This is a genomic window from Nocardioides lentus, from assembly GCF_039529515.1.
Lineage (GTDB): Bacteria > Actinomycetota > Actinomycetes > Propionibacteriales > Nocardioidaceae > Nocardioides > Nocardioides lentus.
In genome coordinates, this window is the sequence record NZ_BAAAMY010000001.1 from 642577 (window position 1) to 662343 (window position 19767).

Here is a 19767-nt window from a genome sequence, read left to right on the forward strand (position 1 = left end):
GGCCGGCCCGTCGTCGCGTCCGAGGCCCGGTCGCCGGGTCTCGTGGCGCCGCGGCTCGTGCCTCGCCCCGGCGCACCTCGACCTCCGGGGCGGTCGCCGGGTCTCGTGGCGCCGCGGCTCGTGCCTCGCCCGGCGCACCTCGACCTCCGGGGTCGCCCGGAGGTCGAGGTGCGAGGGCCGCTAGGCCCGAGCCACGAGACCCGATGACGCGCGCCGCTCACCCCGGGTCGACGGCCTCTCGCTCGCGGACCGACCGTCGTCGCGCCAGCGCGGAGATGGCGTCCCAGTCCCCGCGGATCAGGGCCTCCCGCTTGGCGCGTCCCCAGCCCTGGACCCGCTTCTCGAAGGCGAAGGCGTCCTCGATGCGGTCGAAGTGCTGGGACCACACGAGGACGACGGGCCGGCGCGAGCTCGTGTAGGCCGCCCCGAGGCCCTGGCCGAGGTTGTGGTCGGCGACACGGCGGTCGAGGTCCCAGGTGCTGCCGACGTAGTACGAGCCGTCGCGGCAGCGGAGCATGTAGGCGTAGGGCATGCGCCCGATCCTGCGGTCGCGGGCACGACCCGGCAACGCACTCTCCACAGGCCTGCGGGGTCGGTCACCGGGTCTCGTGGCGCCGCGGCTCGTGCCTCGCCCCGGCGCACCTCGACCTCCGGGTCGGTCACCGGGTCTCGTGGCGCCGCGGCTCGTGCCTCGCCCCGGCGCACCTCGACCTCCGGGACGGTTGCCGCGGCTCGTGCCTCGCCCCGGCGCACCTCGACCTCCGGGACGGTTGCCGCGGCTCGTGCCTCGCCCGGGCGCACCTCGACCTCCGGGGTCGCCCGGAGGTCGAGGTGCGAGGGCCGCCAGGCCCGAGCCACGAGACCCGCCGAGCGTCAGCGCCAGCCGAGGCCCGGGGCCACGTCGCGGACCAGGGACTCCAGCAGGTGGGCGTTGTAGTCGACGCCGAGCTGGTTGGGCACGGTCAGCAGCAGCGTGTCGGCGGCGGCGACCGCCTCGTCCTCGGCGAGCTCGCGGACCAGGGCGTCGGGCTCCCCGGCGTACGTCTTGCCGAAGCGGGCGATGCCGCCGTCGATCCGGCCCACCTGGTCGGACCCGCCGGTGGCGGTCCCGAAGTAGGCGCGGTCGGTGTCGTTCGTGATCGGGAAGATGCTGCGGCTCACCGAGACCCGCGGCTCCCAGTCGTGGCCCGCCGCGGCCCAGGTGTCGCGGAAGCGGGCGATCTGCTCGGCCTGGAGCTGGTGGAACGGCACGCCGGTGTCCTCGGTGAGCAGCGTGGAGCTCATCAGGTTCATGCCCTGCTGCGCGGTCCACTCGGCGGTCGCGCGGGTGCCGGCACCCCACCAGATCCGACGGCGCAGGCCGGGGGACTGGGGCTCGACGCGCAGCAGGCCGGGCGGGTTGGGGAACATCGGGCGCGGGTGGGGCTCGGCGAACGCGTCGCCCTCGATGACCTCGAGGAACCGGCGGGTGTGCTCGCGCGCCATGGCGGCGTGGTCGCCGTCGGCGGGCTCGAAGCCGAAGTGGCGGTAGCCGTCGATCACCTGCTCCGGTGATCCGCGGCTCACGCCGAGCTGGAGGCGCCCGCCGGAGATCAGGTCGGCGGCGCCCGCGTCCTCGGCCATCCGCAGGGGGTTCTCGTAGCGCATGTCGATGACGCCGGTCCCGAGCTCGATGCGCGAGGTGCGGGCGCCCATGGCGGCCAGCAGCGGGTACGGCGAGGCGAGCTGGCGGGCGAAGTGGTGCACCCGCACGTACGCGCCGTCGACCCCGAGCTCCTCGGCCGCGACGGCCAGCTCGATCGTCTGCAGCAGCGTGTCGGACGCCGTGCGCACCTGGGAGTGCGGCGAGGGCGTCCAGTGGCCGAAGTTCAGGAACCCGATGTTCTTCTTCATGGTGACCCAACCCTAGTTGACACGTCACCATTCCGCGAGGGAGGTGCGGGCACCCACGGAGAACGGGTCGGTTTGGTCCGGCGCGGGGCCGGGAAACCTCGGAGGATGACCGCCCCCGACCGCCCGCGCGCCGTGCGGGCAGCCCTCGGAGCCGCAGCAGCCGTCATGATCGGTGGCGGCGTCCTGATCGCGGTCGGTGGCGCCGGGGCCGGGGACGACGGTGGCGAGGACTGCCTGGGGCCGAGCGCGGAGGCGCGGTGGGCGGTGCCCCTCGGCGAGTCGGGCGCCTACGGCGACGACGGCCTGGTCGCCGCGACCCGGGTGGGGTCCACGGTCGTCCTCCGCACCGTCGCGACGGGTGTGGACGGGTCCGACGTGCAGGGTGAGAGCACCGACGGCGACCTGGTGGGCGTGCGCGGCGGTGAGGTCGTGTGGAGCCGACCGGGCCTCGACCTGGTCCCGGGCCTCCCGGGGGACGAGGACGGTCTGTTCGCCGCCGACGCCGGCGACCTGGTGCGTCTGGACGCCGACGGCCGGGAGTCCTGGCGCTCGCCCGGCGCCGTCGTGCGTCACGAGCACGACGGCCGGCTCGTGGTCGAGACGGCCGAGGGGGCCGCGGCCGTCGTCGACGCCGACACCGGCGAGACGCAGCGCGAGCTCGACGGCGGCTTCGTCGGTGCCGACGACGACCTGGTCCTGGTGACGGCGGACGGCGACGGTGTGCGGCTGGTGGGCCTCGACGGCAGCGAGCGCTGGGTGCGGCGACCCGCCGAGGTCGACGTCTCCTCCGGCGTCGCGGCGCTGTTCACCGACGGCATGCTCGCCCTCGGTGAGACCGGTGCCCTGCCCACGGTCGTCGGCCTGGACCTCGACGACGGTGACGAGCTGTGGCGGACCGAGCAGGGCCTCGGCGGCACGCTGAGCCTCGGTCGGCGCGGGCCCGACGGCACGCTGACGCTGGACGAGGCGACCGACGACGGCGCGGTCGTGACGGTGTACGACAGGACCGGACCGATCGGGTCCGAGACCGTCGGGTCCGACCCCGACGACCTGGAGAGCCGGCTCCGGGAACGCCTCGGCGACGCCGACGACCTCCTCGACGACCTGGAGCTCGCCGACGCGGCGACCTGCGACGGCGCGGTGTACGCCCTCGTCGACGACGGCGAGGGGCCGGCGGACGAGGACGACGCGGACGACGCGGACGACGCGGACGACGAGGACGACGAGGACGACGGGACGGACGAGGTGGTCGTCCTGGACCGGGACACGGCCCGGCAGGTCGGACGGCTGGTCGTCGTCGGCGACGTCCTCGGCCTGCGGACCGTGGACGGCGGCCTGCTCGTCGAGGTGGAGGTCGACGGCGAGCCACAGGTCGTGCTGTACGCCTGACGACGGCGGCGGGGCCCGCCGTACGATCCCCGGGTGAGCGCAGTGGAGAAGCCGGTCCAGCAGGCGGTCGACGGCACCCCGGCACGGGCCGACGGCCGGGTGCGGTGCACGGTCGAGGACGGGGTCGCGCGGGTGGTGCTGTCGCGGCCCGACAAGCTCAACTCGCTGACCCTGGACACCCTCGACTCGCTGATCCGTACAGCGCGGGCCCTGCGGGCGGACCGCGACCTCCGTGCGGTGGTCGTCAGCGGGGAGGGGCGCTCGTTCTGCGCGGGCCTCGACTTCGCGACCGTGGGGCGTGAGCCCCGTCGGATCGCGGCGGCGTTCGTCCCGCGACCGTGGACGGGCACCAACGTCTTCCAGGAGGCGTGCTGGGCGTGGCGCCGCCTGCCGGTGCCGGTGGTCGCGGCCGTCCACGGTCACTGCCTGGGTGGCGGTGTGCAGATCGCGCTGGGCGCCGACTTCCGCTTCACGACCCCCGACGCGCAGTGGTCGGTGCTCGAGGCCAAGTGGGGGCTGATCCCCGACATGAGCGGTGTCCGGGCGCTCGCCGACCAGGTCGGCATGGACGTCGCCAAGCGCCTCGCGATGACGGCGGAGACGATCAGCGGCACCGAGGCCGCCCGCCTCGGCCTGGCCACGGAGGCGGTCGAGGACCCCCTCGCCGCGGCCGACGCGCTCGTCGCGACCCTGCGCACCCGCTCGCCCGACCAGCTCGCCGCCGCCAAGCGGCTCTTCGAGACCACCTGGACGTCGAGCCCGCGGCGCACCTTCGCCCGCGAGCGGCTCGAGCAGGCCTGGTTGTTCACCCGCGCCAACACGAAGGTGGCCCGCAAGGCCGCCACCGCGCGGCTCGAGCCGGCGTACCGGCCCCGCGGCACGCGCTGAGCAGGGCCTGGCCCGGACCGGGGCCGGGGTCGGGCGCCGGGCGCCGAGCCGGGATAGTCCCTGACGTTCTGACCACGGATCCGCCGGGATCACGGTCGCTACGTCAGGGACTACCCCGCCGTGGTCGGAACGTCAGGGACTACCCCGCCGTGGTCGCCACGTCGGGGACCATCCCGACGACGCGATCCCGGCGCGGAGGGGCACGACGACCTCAGCGGTCGTAGCGGCGCTCCTCGACGTGGGTGGTCTTGGAGCGCTGGCGGTTCATCGCGAGGCTGAGGCCGATGGCGATGATGGCGACCAGGATGAAGATCCAGCCGAGCGCCTCGGGCTCGAGGATGAAGCCGTCGAGCACGCCCAGGTCCACCGCGCCGGTGACGAGGATCAGTCCGAGGACGAGCAGGACGATGCCCAGTCCGATACCCATGGTGACTCCTTCGAGGTGGTGAATTGGTGCCGACCGTAGCGGCAGGGGAGTGAGGGCGTACGACGAAGGGGGCTACGGGGCGCCGCGCGGCTCGTCGAGCCTGGGCAGCCGGTCGCTGAGCTCGTCGGTGACCAGCAGGTCGTCGCGGACCTGGCCGGCGCGGAACGCCGCACGTCCGATCATGTGGCTCGCGACGGGCGCGGTAGTCATCTGGAAGAGCACCACCAGCCCGAGCACCGCGATCGAGGACGGGTCCCGCAGCCGCAGCGCGAGCCCGAGCACCACGAGCAGCAGCCCCAAGACCTGCGGCTTGGTGGCCGAGTGCATCCGGGTCAGCACGTCGGGGAAGCGCAGGACGCCGATCGCGGCGACCAGGCTCAGGAGGGCGCCGAGGACCATCAGGACGCCGGCGGCGAGGTCGGCCCAGGCGGCGGGGTCGGTCCAGCTCACAGCCGTCCTCCCGTCCTGGTGCCGCGGCGGGGCTCCGCGGAGTGCTCGTCGTCCACGTCGTCGCTGCCGGGGGTGAAGCGCGCGATGCTCACCGACCCGACGAAGCCGAGCAGGGTGGCGACGAGCAGGATCGGCACCGACTCGGTGTTGCGGTCGACCGCCGCGTCGACGGCGATGCCGCCGATCGCGATCGACACGAGCACGTCGAAGGAGATCGCCCGGTCCAGCATGGTCGGGCCGATCGTGACCCGGATGACGACCAGCAGCGCCGAGATCCCGAACAGCACCGCCGCCGCGGCGAGGAGCCAGCTCATGCGTCACCTTCCTCGTGCGTCGTGGACCCGCGGCTCTCGCGCGGGGCGGGGACCGGGTCGGGGCTGAACGCCCGCAGGACACGCCGTTCCTGGGCCAGGACCCGTCGACGCGCGCTCTCGGCGTCGGCGTCGTCGTCGACGTCGAGCACGTGGAGGAACAGGGTGTGGGTCGAGCGTCGCGCCTCGACGATGACGCTGCCGGGGATCAGCGAGACGATCTCGGCCACCACGGTCATGACGAAGTCGGAGTCCGAGGCGAGGTCGACCTCGATGACCGCGCTCGTGGGACGGCGGCGCCGCAGGGTCACCCAGGCGACCTCCAGGCTCGCGACCACGATGTCGGCGAGGAAGCGCGCCGCGAGGACCAGCGCGGGCCACGGCCGGAGCGCGAGCCCGAGGCGCAGCGGTGGGAGGGGGAAGACCAGGCAGACCCCGACGCCGACCAGCACGCCGGACAGCACCACCAGCACGGACAGGTTGCCCCACAGGGCCGTCCAGACCACCGTGAGCCACAGGATCATCGGCCACTGCAGCAGCCGCAGCGGCCCGAGCCGCGAGGCGGTGCCGGAACCGGAGGTGCCCGCGGCGGCGGCGCCGGCGTCGACCGGCACGTCGGCGGCCGCGCCCGCGGCGTCGTCCCGGGTGCTCATCGGTTCCCCTCGTCGCCCAGCACCGCCGAGAGGTACGGCGTGCGCTCGAGCAGGTCGACCGCGGCGCGGTCGGTGTAGCCGTAGAGGGGCCCGCCCACCAGGGTGATCAGCAGGCTCACGCCCACCAGCGCGGCGGCCGGGGCGACCATCAGCGCCGGCAGCCGCTTCGGCAGGGCGTCGGCCTCGAGCAGCTGGAAGAGGTCGCGGGCGGCGTCGTCGTCGTCGCGCAGCGCGCGGGCGGACTCCAGGTCGCGGTCGCCGAAGGTCGCGGGGCCGACGTGGACGTGGCCGCGGTGGTGGACCATCGTGGGCCGCTCCCCGCCGGGGGCCTCGCCGCCCGGCGCGGGCAGGACGGCGGTGGTGTCGTCGGGGTCGGGCAGCGCCGCGGCCATCGCGTGGGCCTGCTCCGGGCTGCGCCAGAAGGCGAGGCCCCAGGTCTTCGCCACGGCGTACAGGGTCAGCAGGCTGCACAGCACGCTGCCCGCGACCAGCACGAGCGCCAGCCAGGACCCGTCCGCCAGGCCGGCCTGCATCAGCCCCACCTTGCCGATGAACCCCGACATCGGCGGGATGCCGGCGAGGTTCATCGCGGGGATGAAGAACAGCACCCCGATGACGGGAGCGAGGCGCGCGAGGCCGCCCATCCGCAGCAGCGCGGTGCTCCCGGCCCGCGCCTCTATCAGACCGACGACGAGGAACAGCGAGGTCTGGATCGTGATGTGGTGCGCGACGTAGAAGATCGCGCCCGACAGACCGGCGGCCGAGGCGAGCCCGATCCCGAAGATCATGTAGCCGATGTGGCTCACCAGCGTGAAGGACAGCATGCGCTTGATGTCGGACTGCGCGATGGCGCCGAGGATGCCGATCAGCATCGTGGCCAGCGCGGCCCACAGCAGGAGGTCCGTCAGCGGGCTGTCGGGGAACACCAGCGTCTGGATCCGCAGGATCGCGTAGACGCCGACCTTGGTGAGCAGGCCCGCGAAGACGGCGGTCACCGGGGCGGGGGCGGTCGGGTAGCTGTCGGGCAGCCACAGCGACAGCGGGAAGACCGCGGCCTTGATCGAGAAGGTCACGAGCAGCAGCAGCTGCAGCACCAGTGAGACGTCGTCGGGCAGCTGGTCCATCCGCAGCGCGATCTGCGCCAGGTTCAGGGTGCCCACCGCGGCGTACACCGCGGCGATCGAGATCAGGAACAGCATCGAGGACACGAGGTTGACGACCACGTAGATCGTGCCGGCCCGCACCCGGGCCGCGGTGCCGCCGAGGGTCAGCAGCACGTAGCTGGCGAACAGCAGCATCTCGAAGCTGACGAAGAGGTTGAACAGGTCGCCGGACAGGAACGCGTTGGAGACGCCGGCCACCAGCACCAGGAACGTCGGGTGGTAGATCGAGACCGGGGCCTCCCGGTCCTCCTCCGTGATGCCCTGCCCCAGCGAGTACAGGAGCACCGCGAGGGTCACGATGGCCGAGACCAGCAGCATCAGCGCCGCCAGCCGGTCCGCGACGAGGGAGATGCCCAGGCCGGCGGGCCAGCCGCCGAGCGTGATCACCTGCGGGCCCTCGCGGTCGGCCGCCACCAGCAGCACGCCGGCGATGACGACCACCGAGGACAGCACGACGACGCTGACGGTCCGCTGCAGCGCGGGCTTGCCCGACAGCGCGAGCGCGGCGCCCGCGCCGAGCAGCGAGAGCAGGACGGGCAGGGGCACGAGCGCGGTCAGGCCGAGGGAGGTCATCCGCGGTCCTCCTCGGGGTGGTCGGCGGCGTCGGCGTCGTCGTCGCCGTGGCCCTCGATCTCGTAGCCCTCCGAGACGTCGTCGGCGAGCGCGAGGCGCCGGATGGTGGCGTCCTCGATGTCGTCCTGGACGTCGTCGTTGCCGTTGAGCTGCCAGCTGCGGTGGGCCATCGCGAGCAGGAAGGCGGTGGTGCCGAGGGTGATGACGATGGCGGTCAGGACGAGCGCCTGCGGCAGCGGGTCGGCCATGTCGGCGGGGTCGCGGCCGTCGACCACCAGAGGGGCCTCGCCGGCCCGCCCGGAGGCGATGAGGAACGCGACGTTGACGCCGTTCGAGAGCAGCACGAGACCCACCAGCACACGGGTCAGGCTGCGCTCGAGCATGAGGTAGACCCCGGTGCCGACCAGCACGGCCGCGGTGACGACGAGGGTGAGGCTGACGCTCATCGGAAGGCCACCCGCTCCCGGTCGCCGCGCTCGGCGTCGACGTCGCCGCCGCGCTCCTCGCGGAGGATGTGGCGGTCCAGGCGCGAGCCGAAGGTCCGCAGCAGGTCGAGGATCAGGCCGACGACCACGAGGTAGACCCCGACGTCGAAGAAGATCGACGTGACCACGTGGATCTCGCCGATCAGCGGCGGGTAGAGGTAGAAGTCGTAGGTCCGCTGCGCCTCGCCACCGATGACGAAGGGTCCGAGGCTCGCCAGCGCCGCGATGAACAGCCCGGTGCCGATCAGCACGCCGGCGTCGACCGGGGCGGCCTCGTCGAGCTCGTAGCGACCACCGGCCAGGTAGCGCACCATCAGCGCGAGCCCGGTGACCATGCCCGCGGCGAAGCCACCGCCGGGCAGGTTGTGGCCCGCGATCAGCAGGTAGATCGAGAACACCATGATCGTGTGGAAGATCAGGCGGGTCACGACCTCGAAGACGATCGAGCGGCGGTCCGGGCTCAGGGTCCGCGGACCGGGGAGCCAGACCCGCCGGCCCTGCTGGGAGGGCAGCTTCTCGACGCCCTCGGGGTAGGGGATGTCGCGCACGCGGCGGATCCCGGCGGTGCGGCTGTCGAGGAAGATCAGGCTGGCGACGCCGGTCGCGGCGGCCACCAGCACGGCGATCTCGCCCATCGTGTCCCAGGCGCGGATGTCGACGAGGGTGATGTTGACGACGTTGCGGCCGTAGCCGAAGTCGTACGCCGCGTCGGCGAACGCCTCGGAGATCGGCGTCGAGGAGCGGGCGTTGGCCGCGACGACCAGGAAGCCCGCGACGGCGGTGCCCACGCCCGCCCCGAGCGCCGCGCGCCAGTAGCGGGTGCGCGAGAGCGGGCGGTCGGAGAAGAACGGGGGGAGCCGGCGCAGCACGAGCACGAAGACGACCAGGCTCACCGTCTCGACCAGGATCTGGGTCAGGGCGATGTCGGGGGCGCCGTGCACGAGGAACAGCACGCCCGTCGCGTAGCCGGTCACGCCGGCCAGCGCGACGGCGCGCAGGCGGCGTCGGGAGCGGGCGGCGGCGAGCGCGGAGAGGATCGAGATCGCGCCGAGGATCACCTGCGCGGGTCGGTCCCACCAGATGACGTCGAGGTCGCGGTCCAGGCTGACGACCAGCGCGGCGCCGGGCGCGGCCAGCACGACCACCAGGATCACCCCGAGGTAGACGGGCACCGAGCCGCGTTGGAACTGGCCGGTCGTCTCGACAGCGGCCCGGTCGACGAAGCGCATCGCGACGCGGTACGCCGCCTCCGCGGAGTAGCGGGTCGCGAACAGCGCCGCGAAGCGGCAGACCGCCTCGCGGGCCGCGAAGAGCCCGACGCCGGCGAGCAGCGTGAACGCCGAGAACGCCAGCGGCAGCTCCAGGCCGTGCCACAGCGCGAGGTACTCCTCCGCGGGGCCCGGCAGCGCCCCGGCGTACAGGTCGAAGGCGCTGGTCAGGGCCGCGCCGGCGAAGCCGAAGCCGAGGCTGAGGACGGCCAGCACGACGGGGGACGCCGCGAACGGCGCGGGCACCGGGGTGACCGGGGTGGGCGGGACGCCGGGCTTGGGCCAGAAGGCGCCCCACAGGAAGCGGAGCGTGTACGCCGCGGTGAACGCCGAGCCCGCGAGCAGGCCCAGGGTGACCAGCCAGCCGGCCCACGGCGGGATGCCGGCGACCTCGCCCTCGGTGAGCTCGAGGACCGCGGCCCACACGGTCTCCTTCGACACGAAGCCGACCAGCGGCGGGACCCCGGCCATCGAGGCCCCGGCGAGGACGGCGGCGGCGGCCACGACCGGCATCGCGCGACCGACGCCGGACAGCTCGCGCAGGTCGCGGGTGCCGGTCTGGTGGTCGACGATGCCGACGACGAGGAACAGGGTCGCCTTGAACAGCGCGTGGGACAGCAGCAGGCCGAGGCCCGCGAGCGCGGCGGTGCGGGTACCGATCCCGAACAGCACCATCAGGAAGCCCAGCTGGCTCACGGTGCCGTAGGCCAGCAGGAGCTTGACGTCGATCTGGCGCAGCGCCCGCCAGCCGCCGACCAGCATGGTCAGGGTGCCGAGGCCCAGGACGACGAGGTGCCAGCCGGGGACGTCGGAGAACGCCGGCGCGAGCAGCGCCACGAGGTAGACGCCGGCCTTCACCATCGAGGCGGCGTGCAGGTAGGCGCTGACCGGAGTGGGGGCGGCCATCGCGCCGGGCAGCCAGAACTGGAACGGGAACAGCGCCGACTTGCTCAGCGCGCCGACCAGGATCAGCAGCACGGCCACCGTCAGCGAGGTCGAGGCCGCGGGCGGGTCGGCGAGGATCTCGCTGATCCGCAGCGTGCCCGCCTCGGCGCCGAGCACCAGCATGCCGACGAGCATCACCAGCCCGCCGAGCGTCGTGACGATCAGCGCCTCCATCGCCGCGAGGCGATTGGCCCGCTTCAGGGGGTCGAAGCCGATCAGCAGGTAGGAGAAGATCGTCGTGAGCTCCCAGAACACGAACAGGACCAGCAGGTCGTTCGCGACCACCAGGCCGAGCATCGCGCCGACGAAGGCGATGAACGCCGTCGCGAAGGCGACGAGACCGTCCTCGCCGGTGTGGAAGTACCAGCTGCAGTAGAGCAGCACCAGCACGCCGATGCCGGCGACGACGAGCGTCATCACCCACTGCAGGAGGCCCATCGACAGGGCCAGCTCGATCCCGAGGGCCGGGATCCAGGTGACCTCCTGGGTGACCGCGCCGCCGTCGAGGACGGTGCCCGAGCCGAGCAGGGCCCACACCAGGGCGACGGCGGGCACGACGGCGAGAGCGGCGAAGGTCCAGCGGCCCGTACGACGTACGAGCAGCGGAGCGAACGCCGCTGCTACGAAGTGGGCGACGACGATCGCGAGCAACGGACGGCCTCTCGGAGGGCAGGGGAGGTCGGCACGACGAACTCTATCGGCTCGCGCCTGACCGGGTCGGCCGGTCACGTCCAGGACGCGGGCGGAGCCTTGACGGAGCATCCGTCGCGTGATGACGTCACCTCCGTGACCTGGGTCACACCACCCCGCGACTTCCGTGACAGGAGCAGCCGATGACCACCACCCGGCCCGAGCCGAACCTCGCCGAGGCGGCCCACGAGGCGTCGGACGCCGCGTCGCTCTACGAGCGGCTCGGCGGCACCTACGGGATCGCCGGCGCCGTCGACATCCTCGTCGACCGGCTCTTCGACAACATCGCCGTCAACGCCAACCCCGCGGTCCACGCACACCACGGGGACCCGGCCAACGCGGCCGGCTACAAGTTCCTCGTCACCGGGTGGTCGATCGAGGCGGCGGGCGGGCCGAAGTGCTACCCGGGCAAGGACATGGTCACCGGCCACGAGCACCTGCACATCGACACGGCCGGGTTCGACGCCGTGTGGACCGAGATCGACGCGACGCTGAACTTCCTCGGGGTGCCCGACGCGGAGCGCTCCGAGTTCATGGCGATCATCGAGAGCTACCGCTCCCAGGTCGTCCAGGCCTGACGCCGGCCACCGGGGGAGGCGGCTCAGGCCGGGGCGTGCAGGGCGAGGCCGGCGGCCAGCGCCAGCATCACCACGCCGACGCCGGTCTCGACCCAGCGCCAGGTGACGGGCCGGGCCAGGAACGACCGCAGCCGGCCCGCGCCGTACCCGATCACCGTGAACCAGGTCAGGCTGCCGAGGGCCGCCCCGGCGCCGAACCACCAGCGGCCCTCCGGTCCGTGCGCCTGCGCGAGGGAGCCGAGCAGGAGCACGGTGTCGAGGTAGACGTGCGGGTTGAGCCAGGTCAGCGCGAGGGTGGTCAGCACGACGCCCCGCAGTGACACGGCGCTCTGCTCGGCGGCGTCGAGCGCGTCGCCCCGGGCCGCGCGGCGCAGCGCCAGGACGCCGTACGTCGCCAGGAACGCGACGCCGAGCCACTGCACGGCGAGCAGGGCGAGCGGCGCCGAGGTGAGCACCGCGCCGAGGCCCGCGACGCCGAGCATCATGAGCAGGGCGTCGGAGAGGGCGCAGACGACGACGACCACGCCGACGTGGCGACCGAGCACGCCCTGCCGCAGGACGAAGGCGTTCTGGGCCCCGACGGCGACGATGAGGGCGAGCAGCGCGAGGTAGCCGGTGGCGAGGGAGAGGAGCACGGCGGCGACGCTAGGAGCGTGCGCCTGTGCAGGGAAGCGAAACAATCTGTGGATGCCGTAGCGATGCTTCACTAGCCTGGCCGGGTGTACGCCCCCGCGCAGCTCGCCGCGCTCGTCGCCGTCGTCGACGGTGGCACCTTCGAGGCCGCCGCCCGCGCCCTGCACGTCACCCCCTCCGCGGTGAGCCAGCGGGTCCGCGCCCTGGAGTCGCAGGTCGGGCAAGTGCTGGTCACCCGAGCGGCACCGTGCCGGGCGACCGCCAGCGGCGAGGTGCTCGTGGCCCTGGGGCGTCAGACGGCACTCCTCGCGGCCGAGACGGCCCAGCGCCTCGGCGGGCGGACAGGGGTGCGCCGGGCCGCGGTGGCGGTCAATGCGGACTCGCTGGCGACGTGGTTCCGGGCGGTGGTGGCCGAGGTGGCGCGCTGGGAGGACGTGGCGCTCGAGCTGCACGTGCGCGACCAGGACGTGACCACACGACTGCTGCGCGAGGGCCGGGTGCTGGCGGCGGTGACCTCCGACCCGGCGCCGGTGCAGGGCTGCGCGGTGCGGCCCCTCGGGACGATCCGCTACCACCCGGTCGTCGCGCGCCCGCTGCTCGAGCGCGTCGGCGGGTCCCCGGGCTCCCGGGGACCGGCGGGACCGGCGGGCCGCGTGGACTGGTCGCGGCTGCCGCTCGTGCACTTCGACGCCGCGGACGCCCTCCAGCACGACTGGCTCGCCGCCCGCGGCCACCCCGTGCCCGAGGTCGTGCACCGGGTCCCCACCACCGCCGACCTCGCCGAGGCCGTCCGCTGCGGACTCGGCTGGGGCATGCTCCTCGACGGCCAGCTCGGCGACGACCTCGAGGCCGGCCGCCTCGTCCGCCTCGGCCCCGACCCCGTCCTGGTGCCGCTGCACTGGCAGCGCTGGCGCGTCGACTCCCCGCTCCTCGACGACCTCACCACCGCGGTCCTCCGGGCGGCGTCCACCGGCTGACGGTCGCCCGCTGCCCGCCGTGTCACGCGGTGGTGCCGGCACCGCAGCAGGATCCTGCGGCGTCATCGGCGCACGGATCCTCAGTGGGTCGTCGTCCCGCCGGACGACGGCTCCGGGGACGACGACGGCCCCGGGCGGAGCGCCCGGGGCCGTCGTGCGTCGTGGCGCTCCTGCGTCAGAAGCTGGCCTCGTCGAGGTCCATCAGGTCGAGGTCCACCGACTCGGCGACGGCGCGCTCGGCGGAGACCTTGGGCAGGACGGTGGTCGCGAAGAACTTCGCGGCCGCCACCTTGCCCTCGTAGAACGCCCGGTCCTTGGCCGAGACGTCGCCGCCCAGCGCCGCCAGGGCCACGTCGGCCTGGCGGAGGAGCAGCCAGGCGCAGACGACGTCGCCGAGGACCATCAGCAGACGGCTGGTGTTGAGGCCGACCTTGTAGACGTTGCGCAGGTCGCCGCCCTCGGCGTTGGGGTCGGCCGACATGAGGTCGTTGATCATGTGGCCGACGAGCGCGTTGGCGTCGTCGAGCGCCGTGGCCAGCAGGCCACGCTCGACCTTGAGGCGGCCGTTGCCGGCCTCGGAGGCGACGAAGGCGCCGATCTCGGTCGCCACGTGACCCAGCGCGCGGCCCTGGTCCTTGACGATCTTGCGGAAGAAGAAGTCCTGGCCCTGGATCGCCGTGGTGCCCTCGTAGAGGGTGTCGATCTTGGCATCGCGCACGTACTGCTCGATCGGGTACTCCTGCAGGAACCCGGAGCCGCCGAGCGTCTGCAGCGACTCCGTGCCGAGCAGGACCCACGAGCGCTCCGAGCCGTAGCCCTTCACCACGGGCAGCAGCAGGTCGTTGACCGCCTCGGCGAGCTCGTCGCGCACGCCGGTGTGGGCCGCGACCTGCACCTTGTCCTGCCACGTCGCGGTGTAGAGCACCAGCGCGCGCATCGCCTCGGCGTACGACTTCTGCGTCATCAGCGAGCGGCGTACGTCGGGGTGGTGGGTGATCGTGACGCGCGGCGCGGTCTTGTCCGCGGCGCGGGTCAGGTCGGCGCCCTGGACGCGGCTCTTGGCGTAGTCCAGCGCGTTGAGGTAGCCCGCCGAGAGGGTGGCGATGGCCTTGGTGCCCACCATCATCCGGGCGTTCTCGATGACCTGGAACATCTGCGCGATGCCCTGGTGGACCTCGCCGACCAGCCAGCCGCGGGCGGGCTCGCCGCCGCCGACACCGGGGTCGCCGAAGGTGACCTCGCAGGTGTTGGAGACCTTCAGGCCCATCTTGTGCTCGACGCCGGTGACGTAGGCGCCGTTGCGCTCGCCGGTGAGCTCGCCGGTCTCCGGGTCGAAGTGGTGCTTCGGCACGATGAACATCGACAGGCCCTTGGTGCCCGGGCCGCCGACGCCCTCGACGCCCGCAGGGCGGGCGAGGACCAGGTGGACGATGTTCTCCTGCAGGTCGGACTCGGCCGAGGTGATGAAGCGCTTGACGCCCTGGATGTTCCAGGTGCCGTCCTCGTTCGGGGTGGCCTTCGAGCGGCCCGCGCCGACGTCGGAGCCGGCGTCGGGCTCGGTCAGCACCATCGTGGCGCCCCAGCCGCGCTCGACCATGATCTCGGCGATGCGCTTGTCGCGGGCCGTGCCGTTGCGGTGCACGACCGCGGCGAAGCTCGGGCCGGCCGAGTACATCCAGATCGGGGCGTTGGCGCCCAGGATCAGCTCGCCCAGCGCCCAGTTGAGCGACGAGGGGGCGGGCTGGCCGCCGAGCTCCTCGGGCAGCTGGAGGCGCCACCACTCGGCGTCCATCCAGGCGTGGTAGCTCTTCGCGAAGCTCGCCGGCACCGGCGCGGTGCTCGTGGCCGGGTCGAAGACCGGCGGGTTGCGGTCGGAGTCGACGTACGACGCGGCGAGGTCCTCGCGGGAGAGCCGGTCGACCTCGGCCAGGATCGTGCGCGCGGTCTCGCCGTCGACCTCGCCGAAGGGCCCGGTGCCCAGGACCTCGTCGCGGCCGAAGACCTCGAAGAGGTTGAACTCGATGTCGCGCAGGTTGCTCTTGTAGTGACTCAACGGTCCACCCGTTCCCTCGTGGTGCGCACGTGCCGTGCCTTTGTTACCGACGAGTCTACCCATGAGTAACTTCGCGGCAAGAGGGACCGCCGACCCCGGTGCGAGGCGCGACGCGCACGGTCAGAGTTGACACCGCGTATCCGGCTAATCTCTACTAAGTCAGTACTTTGACCTAGCCGATCGACTTTGGCGCCGAGCGCCGGTGGTCGGGCCCGTTCCTGAAGGGTGCAGCGCGCATGCGGAAGATCATCGTGGTGGCCGTCGTCGGCCTCCTCGCCCAGCTCGTCGACGGATCGCTGGGGATGGCGTACGGCGTCACCTCCACCACGATCCTGCTGGCGGTGGGCATCGCCCCGGCCGCCGCCTCGGCCGCGGTCCACTTCTCCGAGATCGGCACCTCGCTCGTCTCGGGCGTCTCGCACGCCAAGTTCGGCAACGTCGACTGGCGCACGGTCGGCATCCTCGCCGCGCCCGGCTTCATCGGCGCGTTCGCCGGCGCGACGTTCCTGTCCAGCCTCGACGGCGACGCGGCGAAGCCGCTCGTGTCGATCATCCTGTTCAGCCTCGGCGTCTACGTGATCTACCGCTTCCTGGCCCTCGGTGGCCGGCGCCCGCAGTTCAAGACCCGGCCCTCGGCGTTCTTCCTGGCCCCGATGGGTCTGTTCGGCGGGGCGCTGGACTCCATCGGCGGCGGTGGCTGGGGCCCGGTCGGCACGAGCACCCTGCTGTCCTCGGGGCGCCTGGAGCCCCGCAAGGTCGTCGGCTCGATCGACACCTCCGAGTTCGTGGTCGCCGTCGGTGGCTCGCTCGGCTTCATCCTGGCGCTCGGCTCGCAGGGCATCCCGTGGGAGTACGCCGCCGCGCTGCTCGTCGGTGGCGTCATCGCCGCGCCGGTCGCCGCCTGGCTGGTCAAGCACCTCGCGGCCCGCGTGCTGGGCGTCGCCGCCGGCGGCCTGATCGTCATCACCAACGTCAAGACGCTGATCGAGGCGGTCGGCGGCGCGCCCGCGACCGTCTGGTCGGTGCTCGCCTTCCTGGCGGTGCTGTGGATCACCGGCATCGTGTGGGCCGTCCGCCAGGAGCGGGTCGCCCGCGAGGTCGCCCGTCTCGAGGAGTCGTACGCCGCGTCCTGACGGCTCGCCCCGGCGCTCCGGGGGAGTTGGTCGAGGGGTCCGGTGGACTTCTCTGACAGGATGAGGACATGCGTGTCTCCGCCAAGGCCGACTACGCCCTCCGGGCGCTGATCGAGATGACGCGCAGCGACGACGGCCGCCCCGTCAGCGCGGAGGAGCTGGGGCGCCGCCAGGAGATCCCCCACGGGTTCCTCCAGGCGATCCTGGCCGACCTGCGCCGCGCGGGCGTCGTGATGTCGCAGCGCGGCCAGTCCGGCGGCTGGCGCCTGGCGCGCACCCCGGACACCGTCTCGGTGGCGGACGTGATCCGCGCCGTCGACGGGCCCCTGGTCTCGGTCTACGGCCTGCGGCCGGAGGCGGTCACCTACAACGAGAGCGCCGAGGTGCTCCAGCACGTCTGGATCGCCGCGCGCCGCTCGCTGCGCGACGTCTTCGAGCAGGTCAGCATCGACCAGCTCGCGGCCGGCCGGCTGCCCAAGGCGGTCACCGCCCGCACCGCCGACGAGGACGCCTGGCAGCCTCACTGACCGCACCCGAGCGGAGCGAGGGTGCGACGTCAGGGAGGTCGAGCGAGCGACGCGACCGAGGAACGAGGTCGCGTCAGCGGGTCGAGACCCGGTGAGGTGAGCGCCGACCCTCCCCCCCCCGAGCGACCGAGGTCGCGCCAACGGGTCGAGACCCGGTGAGGTGAGCGGCGACCCCGACGCACCCGGGACCCGCCCTACCTCGACGAGCGCCCGGCGAAGGCGAAGCGTCCGCGGCGGGCGCGGGTGGGCTGGTGGGGGACGCGGTCCTGGAGGCGGGCGTTCTCGCGGCGCAGGCCCTCGAGCTGCGCCAGGGCGTCGGCGAGCGCGCCGCCGGTGAGCCGGAGCCGGTCGTCGAGCGAGAGCTCGGCGGGGACCTCGGCCCCCGCAGGGCCCGCGGCGAGCGGCGGCACGAGGTCGTCGGGGTCGCCGTGCACGTCGTACGACGAGGCGCGGAGCAGGTCGGCCCAGCGTCGGGCCTCGTCGCGGACGGCGGAGTGGACCGTGGAGGGCAGCGCGCGGGCGGCGACGGGGCGGGGAGCGGTCTCGGGCGCGGCGACGAGCGGGCGCGTGCCGAGCATGGTGCCGAGCGCGCGGCCGGCCTGGGCGGCGCGGTCCTGCTCGTCGCCGGAGACGACGACCACGTGCACCCAGTGGTCGGGGACGTGGACGGTCCAGCGCTCCAGGATCTCCTCGAGGTGCTGCACCGCCCACCAGCGGCGCGCGGCCTCGTGGCCGGGCCCGGCGTCCTGCATGCGGTCGCGGAAGCGCAGCACGGGCATCGAGCGACCCTGGACGACCGCGTCGGTCCAGGCCCGCGCGAGGAGGTCGGCGGGGTCCGCGGCCACGACGACGAGGTGGGTGCGGAAGCCCGCGAGCGCGTCGAGGGCGAGCGCCGCCTGCTCGGGCGTGGCGCCGGCGAACCCGTCCTCGGCGAGGACGACGTCGCGCGGCCGCGCGCGGTAGGCGTCGCGCCAGATCCCCTCCCAGGTGCCCTCGACGTCCCGGCGGGTCAGTCCCGCCCCGGCGAGGGCCTCGCGGTCGCGGGTGATCTCCCACGCGGCGCGTCGGGTGGTCTCGGGGGAGGCGGGCAGGTGGTGCCCGGCCACGGCGAGCGTGTCGGCGTGACCGGCGAGGAGGTCGGCCGTCGTGCGGGCGCCCAGGGCGCCCGGGAGGCCGATGCACAGGTGCGCGGTACGGCGGGCCATGGCTCCACCGTGACGGGCGCGGGTGAACTGACGGCGTACGCGGTCTGACGTCGCGACGGGTAGTCCCTGACGTTCTGACCCCCGATCGGGCCCCGGGAGGGTCCGGACGTCAGGGACTACCCCGCGCGGTCGGGAGGGGGTGGGGGACGCGGGAGGCCGGAGCCGGAGCAGGGCGGGTGTCGGCGCCGGGTGGGAACCTGGGGGTGTGGCGGACGCGGCGGTGGGGGAGGCGACGATCCTGCACGCCGACCTCGACGCGTTCTACGCCTCGGTCGAGCAGCGGGACGACCCGCGCCTGCGCGGGCGGCCGGTGATCGTGGGGGGCGGGGTGGTGCTGGCGGCGAGCTACGAGGCCCGCCGCGCGGGCGTCCGCACGGCGATGGGCGGCCGGGAGGCGCTGAGGCTGTGCCCCGAGGCGCTGGTCGTGCCCGCCCGCATGGACGCCTACAGCGCGGCGAGCGCGGAGGTGTTCGCGGTGTTCCGCGACGTCACGCCGATGGTCGAGCCGGTGTCGATCGACGAGGCGTTCCTCGAGGTCGGGGGGCTGCGGCGCAGCGTCGGGTCCCCGGTCGCCGTGGCGCAGCGGCTCCGGCGGCGGGTCCACGAGGAGGCGGGCCTGGCGGTGAGCGTCGGGGTGGCGCGCACGAAGTTCCTCGCCAAGGTCGCCTCCGGCAGCGCCAAGCCGGACGGGCTGCTGCTGGTGCCCCCCGACGGCGAGGACGCGTTCCTGCGCCCGATGCGCGTCGAGCGGCTGTGGGGGGTGGGGGAGAAGACCGCCACCAAGCTCCACCGCCTCGGCATCGACACCGTCGGCGACGTGGTCGCGATGGACGAGGCGGCGCTCGCCGGCATCGTCGGGCCCGCCGCCGCGCGCCACCTCCACGCCCTCGCGCGCCACCAGGACCCGCGTCCCGTCGACGGCGGCCCGGCGCGTCGGTCCATCGGCTCCCAGCGGGCGCTCGGGCGCCGGCGCCGGAGCCCCGAGGAGCTCGACGTCATCCTGTCGACGATCGTCGACCGGCTCGCCCACCGGCTGCGCGCGGGCGACCGCGACGCGGGCACCGTCGTCCTGCGGCTGCGGTACGGCGACTTCACCCGCGCCACGCGCTCCCACACCCTCGTCGTGCCCACCCGTCGGACGACGGCGCTGCTCGACGTCGCCCGCGGCCTGCTCGTCGCGGAGGAGGAGCAGATCACCGTGCGGGGGCTCACGCTGCTCGGCGTCTCCTTCGGCAACCTCGCCCGCGGCGCCGGCGAGCAGCTCGAGCTGGCCCTCGACGACCGGGCGGCCGACCGCGACCCCGGCCGGCGCCGCCCGGCCGCCGACCCGGCGCGCCGCGACGAGCGCGGCCCCCGTCGGGCCGAGCTCGACAGTGCCCTCGACGCGGTCCGCGACCGCTACGGCCAGGCCTCGGTCGCGCGCGCCACCCAGCTGGGTCGCGACCACGGCCAGTCGAGCCCCGTGCTGCCCGAGCACGAATAGAGACCTCGACGTAACGCCGTGGGTCGGTCGCCGACCCCGGCCC

General features: G+C 73.9%; 19 protein-coding genes. 7 read left to right on the top strand and 12 right to left on the bottom strand.

Annotated elements, in window-relative coordinates; all coding sequences use genetic code 11:
• Positions 1 to 217: 217 nt before the first annotated feature.
• Together ABD158_RS03140 and ABD158_RS03145 are read right to left on the bottom strand one after the other, a co-directional pair.
• Positions 218 to 532: a GIY-YIG nuclease family protein gene (locus ABD158_RS03140; RefSeq protein ID WP_344003544.1), complete on the bottom strand. Its 315-nt coding sequence runs from the start codon at positions 530 to 532 to the stop codon at positions 218 to 220.
• A gap of 341 nt (positions 533 to 873) precedes the next feature.
• Entirely contained in the window at positions 874 to 1893 is a 1020-nt protein-coding gene (locus tag ABD158_RS03145) for an LLM class flavin-dependent oxidoreductase (protein WP_344003546.1), read from the bottom strand.
• 105 nt (positions 1894 to 1998) lie between these two features.
• Here ABD158_RS03145 and ABD158_RS03150 point away from each other — a divergent pair, with 105 nt between their 5' ends.
• Positions 1999 to 3282, top strand: coding sequence for an outer membrane protein assembly factor BamB family protein (locus ABD158_RS03150; RefSeq protein WP_344003549.1), 1284 nt, complete (start codon positions 1999 to 2001; stop codon positions 3280 to 3282).
• A gap of 33 nt (positions 3283 to 3315) precedes the next feature.
• The gene (locus ABD158_RS03155; protein WP_344003552.1) at positions 3316 to 4170 is read left to right on the top strand and encodes a crotonase/enoyl-CoA hydratase family protein; all 855 of its coding nucleotides are present in this window, start codon (positions 3316 to 3318) and stop codon (positions 4168 to 4170) included.
• Positions 4171 to 4381: 211 nt separating this feature from the next.
• On the opposite strand, the gene ABD158_RS03160 is transcribed toward ABD158_RS03155, so the two are convergent.
• The 7 genes from ABD158_RS03160 to ABD158_RS03190 all read right to left on the bottom strand — a co-directional run bounded on the left by ABD158_RS03160 (position 4382) and on the right by ABD158_RS03190 (position 11096).
• Positions 4382 to 4597 carry a DUF6458 family protein gene (locus ABD158_RS03160; RefSeq protein ID WP_344003554.1) on the bottom strand — a complete coding sequence of 72 codons (216 nt, stop codon included), beginning with the start codon at positions 4595 to 4597 and terminating at the stop codon, positions 4382 to 4384.
• Between the two features lie 72 nt (positions 4598 to 4669).
• Positions 4670 to 5047 carry a monovalent cation/H(+) antiporter subunit G gene (gene mnhG, locus ABD158_RS03165; protein ID WP_344003557.1) on the bottom strand — a complete coding sequence of 126 codons (378 nt, stop codon included), beginning with the start codon at positions 5045 to 5047 and terminating at the stop codon, positions 4670 to 4672.
• Positions 5044 to 5361, bottom strand: coding sequence for an MrpF/PhaF family protein (locus ABD158_RS03170; protein WP_344003559.1), 318 nt, complete (start codon positions 5359 to 5361; stop codon positions 5044 to 5046). Before ABD158_RS03170 ends, mnhG begins: the two co-directional genes overlap by 4 nt.
• A complete protein-coding gene (locus tag ABD158_RS03175; protein WP_344003562.1) occupies positions 5358 to 6011 on the bottom strand; it encodes a Na+/H+ antiporter subunit E in 654 nt (217 codons plus the stop codon). Before ABD158_RS03175 ends, ABD158_RS03170 begins: the two co-directional genes overlap by 4 nt.
• On the bottom strand, positions 6008 to 7747 hold the full coding sequence (locus ABD158_RS03180; protein WP_344003566.1) for a Na+/H+ antiporter subunit D: 1740 nt from the start codon (positions 7745 to 7747) through the stop codon (positions 6008 to 6010). Before ABD158_RS03180 ends, ABD158_RS03175 begins: the two co-directional genes overlap by 4 nt.
• On the bottom strand, positions 7744 to 8193 hold the full coding sequence (locus ABD158_RS03185) for a Na(+)/H(+) antiporter subunit C (protein ID WP_344003568.1): 450 nt from the start codon (positions 8191 to 8193) through the stop codon (positions 7744 to 7746). Before ABD158_RS03185 ends, ABD158_RS03180 begins: the two co-directional genes overlap by 4 nt.
• Positions 8190 to 11096, bottom strand: a complete 2907-nt coding sequence (locus ABD158_RS03190) for a Na+/H+ antiporter subunit A (protein ID WP_344003571.1) — start codon at positions 11094 to 11096, stop codon at positions 8190 to 8192. Before ABD158_RS03190 ends, ABD158_RS03185 begins: the two co-directional genes overlap by 4 nt.
• Positions 11097 to 11278: 182 nt before the next feature.
• Between ABD158_RS03190 and ABD158_RS03195 the strand changes: the two genes are divergently transcribed.
• Positions 11279 to 11713, top strand: coding sequence for a group I truncated hemoglobin (locus tag ABD158_RS03195; protein WP_344003574.1), 435 nt, complete (start codon positions 11279 to 11281; stop codon positions 11711 to 11713).
• 23 nt (positions 11714 to 11736) lie between these two features.
• On the opposite strand, the gene ABD158_RS03200 is transcribed toward ABD158_RS03195, so the two are convergent.
• Positions 11737 to 12348: a LysE/ArgO family amino acid transporter gene (locus ABD158_RS03200; RefSeq protein WP_344003577.1), complete on the bottom strand. Its 612-nt coding sequence runs from the start codon at positions 12346 to 12348 to the stop codon at positions 11737 to 11739.
• A gap of 84 nt (positions 12349 to 12432) precedes the next feature.
• Between ABD158_RS03200 and ABD158_RS03205 the strand changes: the two genes are divergently transcribed.
• Positions 12433 to 13323 (top strand): ArgP/LysG family DNA-binding transcriptional regulator, encoded by an 891-nt coding sequence (locus tag ABD158_RS03205; RefSeq protein ID WP_344003580.1) that lies wholly within the window; start codon positions 12433 to 12435, stop codon positions 13321 to 13323.
• Positions 13324 to 13498: 175 nt separating this feature from the next.
• Here the strand turns inward: ABD158_RS03205 and ABD158_RS03210 are convergent, their stop codons facing one another.
• Positions 13499 to 15376, bottom strand: a complete 1878-nt coding sequence (locus tag ABD158_RS03210; protein ID WP_344003584.1) for an acyl-CoA dehydrogenase — start codon at positions 15374 to 15376, stop codon at positions 13499 to 13501.
• Between the two features lie 236 nt (positions 15377 to 15612).
• Here ABD158_RS03210 and ABD158_RS03215 point away from each other — a divergent pair, with 236 nt between their 5' ends.
• Complete coding sequence (locus ABD158_RS03215; protein WP_344003587.1) at positions 15613 to 16509, top strand: sulfite exporter TauE/SafE family protein; 897 nt, start codon at positions 15613 to 15615, stop codon at positions 16507 to 16509.
• A 68-nt stretch (positions 16510 to 16577) separates the two neighbouring features.
• Positions 16578 to 17036, top strand: a complete 459-nt coding sequence (locus ABD158_RS03220; RefSeq protein ID WP_344003590.1) for an RrF2 family transcriptional regulator — start codon at positions 16578 to 16580, stop codon at positions 17034 to 17036.
• 194 nt (positions 17037 to 17230) lie between these two features.
• Here the strand turns inward: ABD158_RS03220 and ABD158_RS03225 are convergent, their stop codons facing one another.
• Positions 17231 to 18241: a hypothetical protein gene (locus tag ABD158_RS03225; RefSeq protein WP_344003593.1), complete on the bottom strand. Its 1011-nt coding sequence runs from the start codon at positions 18239 to 18241 to the stop codon at positions 17231 to 17233.
• Between the two features lie 205 nt (positions 18242 to 18446).
• Here ABD158_RS03225 and dinB point away from each other — a divergent pair, with 205 nt between their 5' ends.
• Positions 18447 to 19724: a DNA polymerase IV gene (gene dinB / locus ABD158_RS03230; RefSeq protein ID WP_344003596.1), complete on the top strand. Its 1278-nt coding sequence runs from the start codon at positions 18447 to 18449 to the stop codon at positions 19722 to 19724.
• Positions 19725 to 19767: the final 43 nt, after the last annotated feature.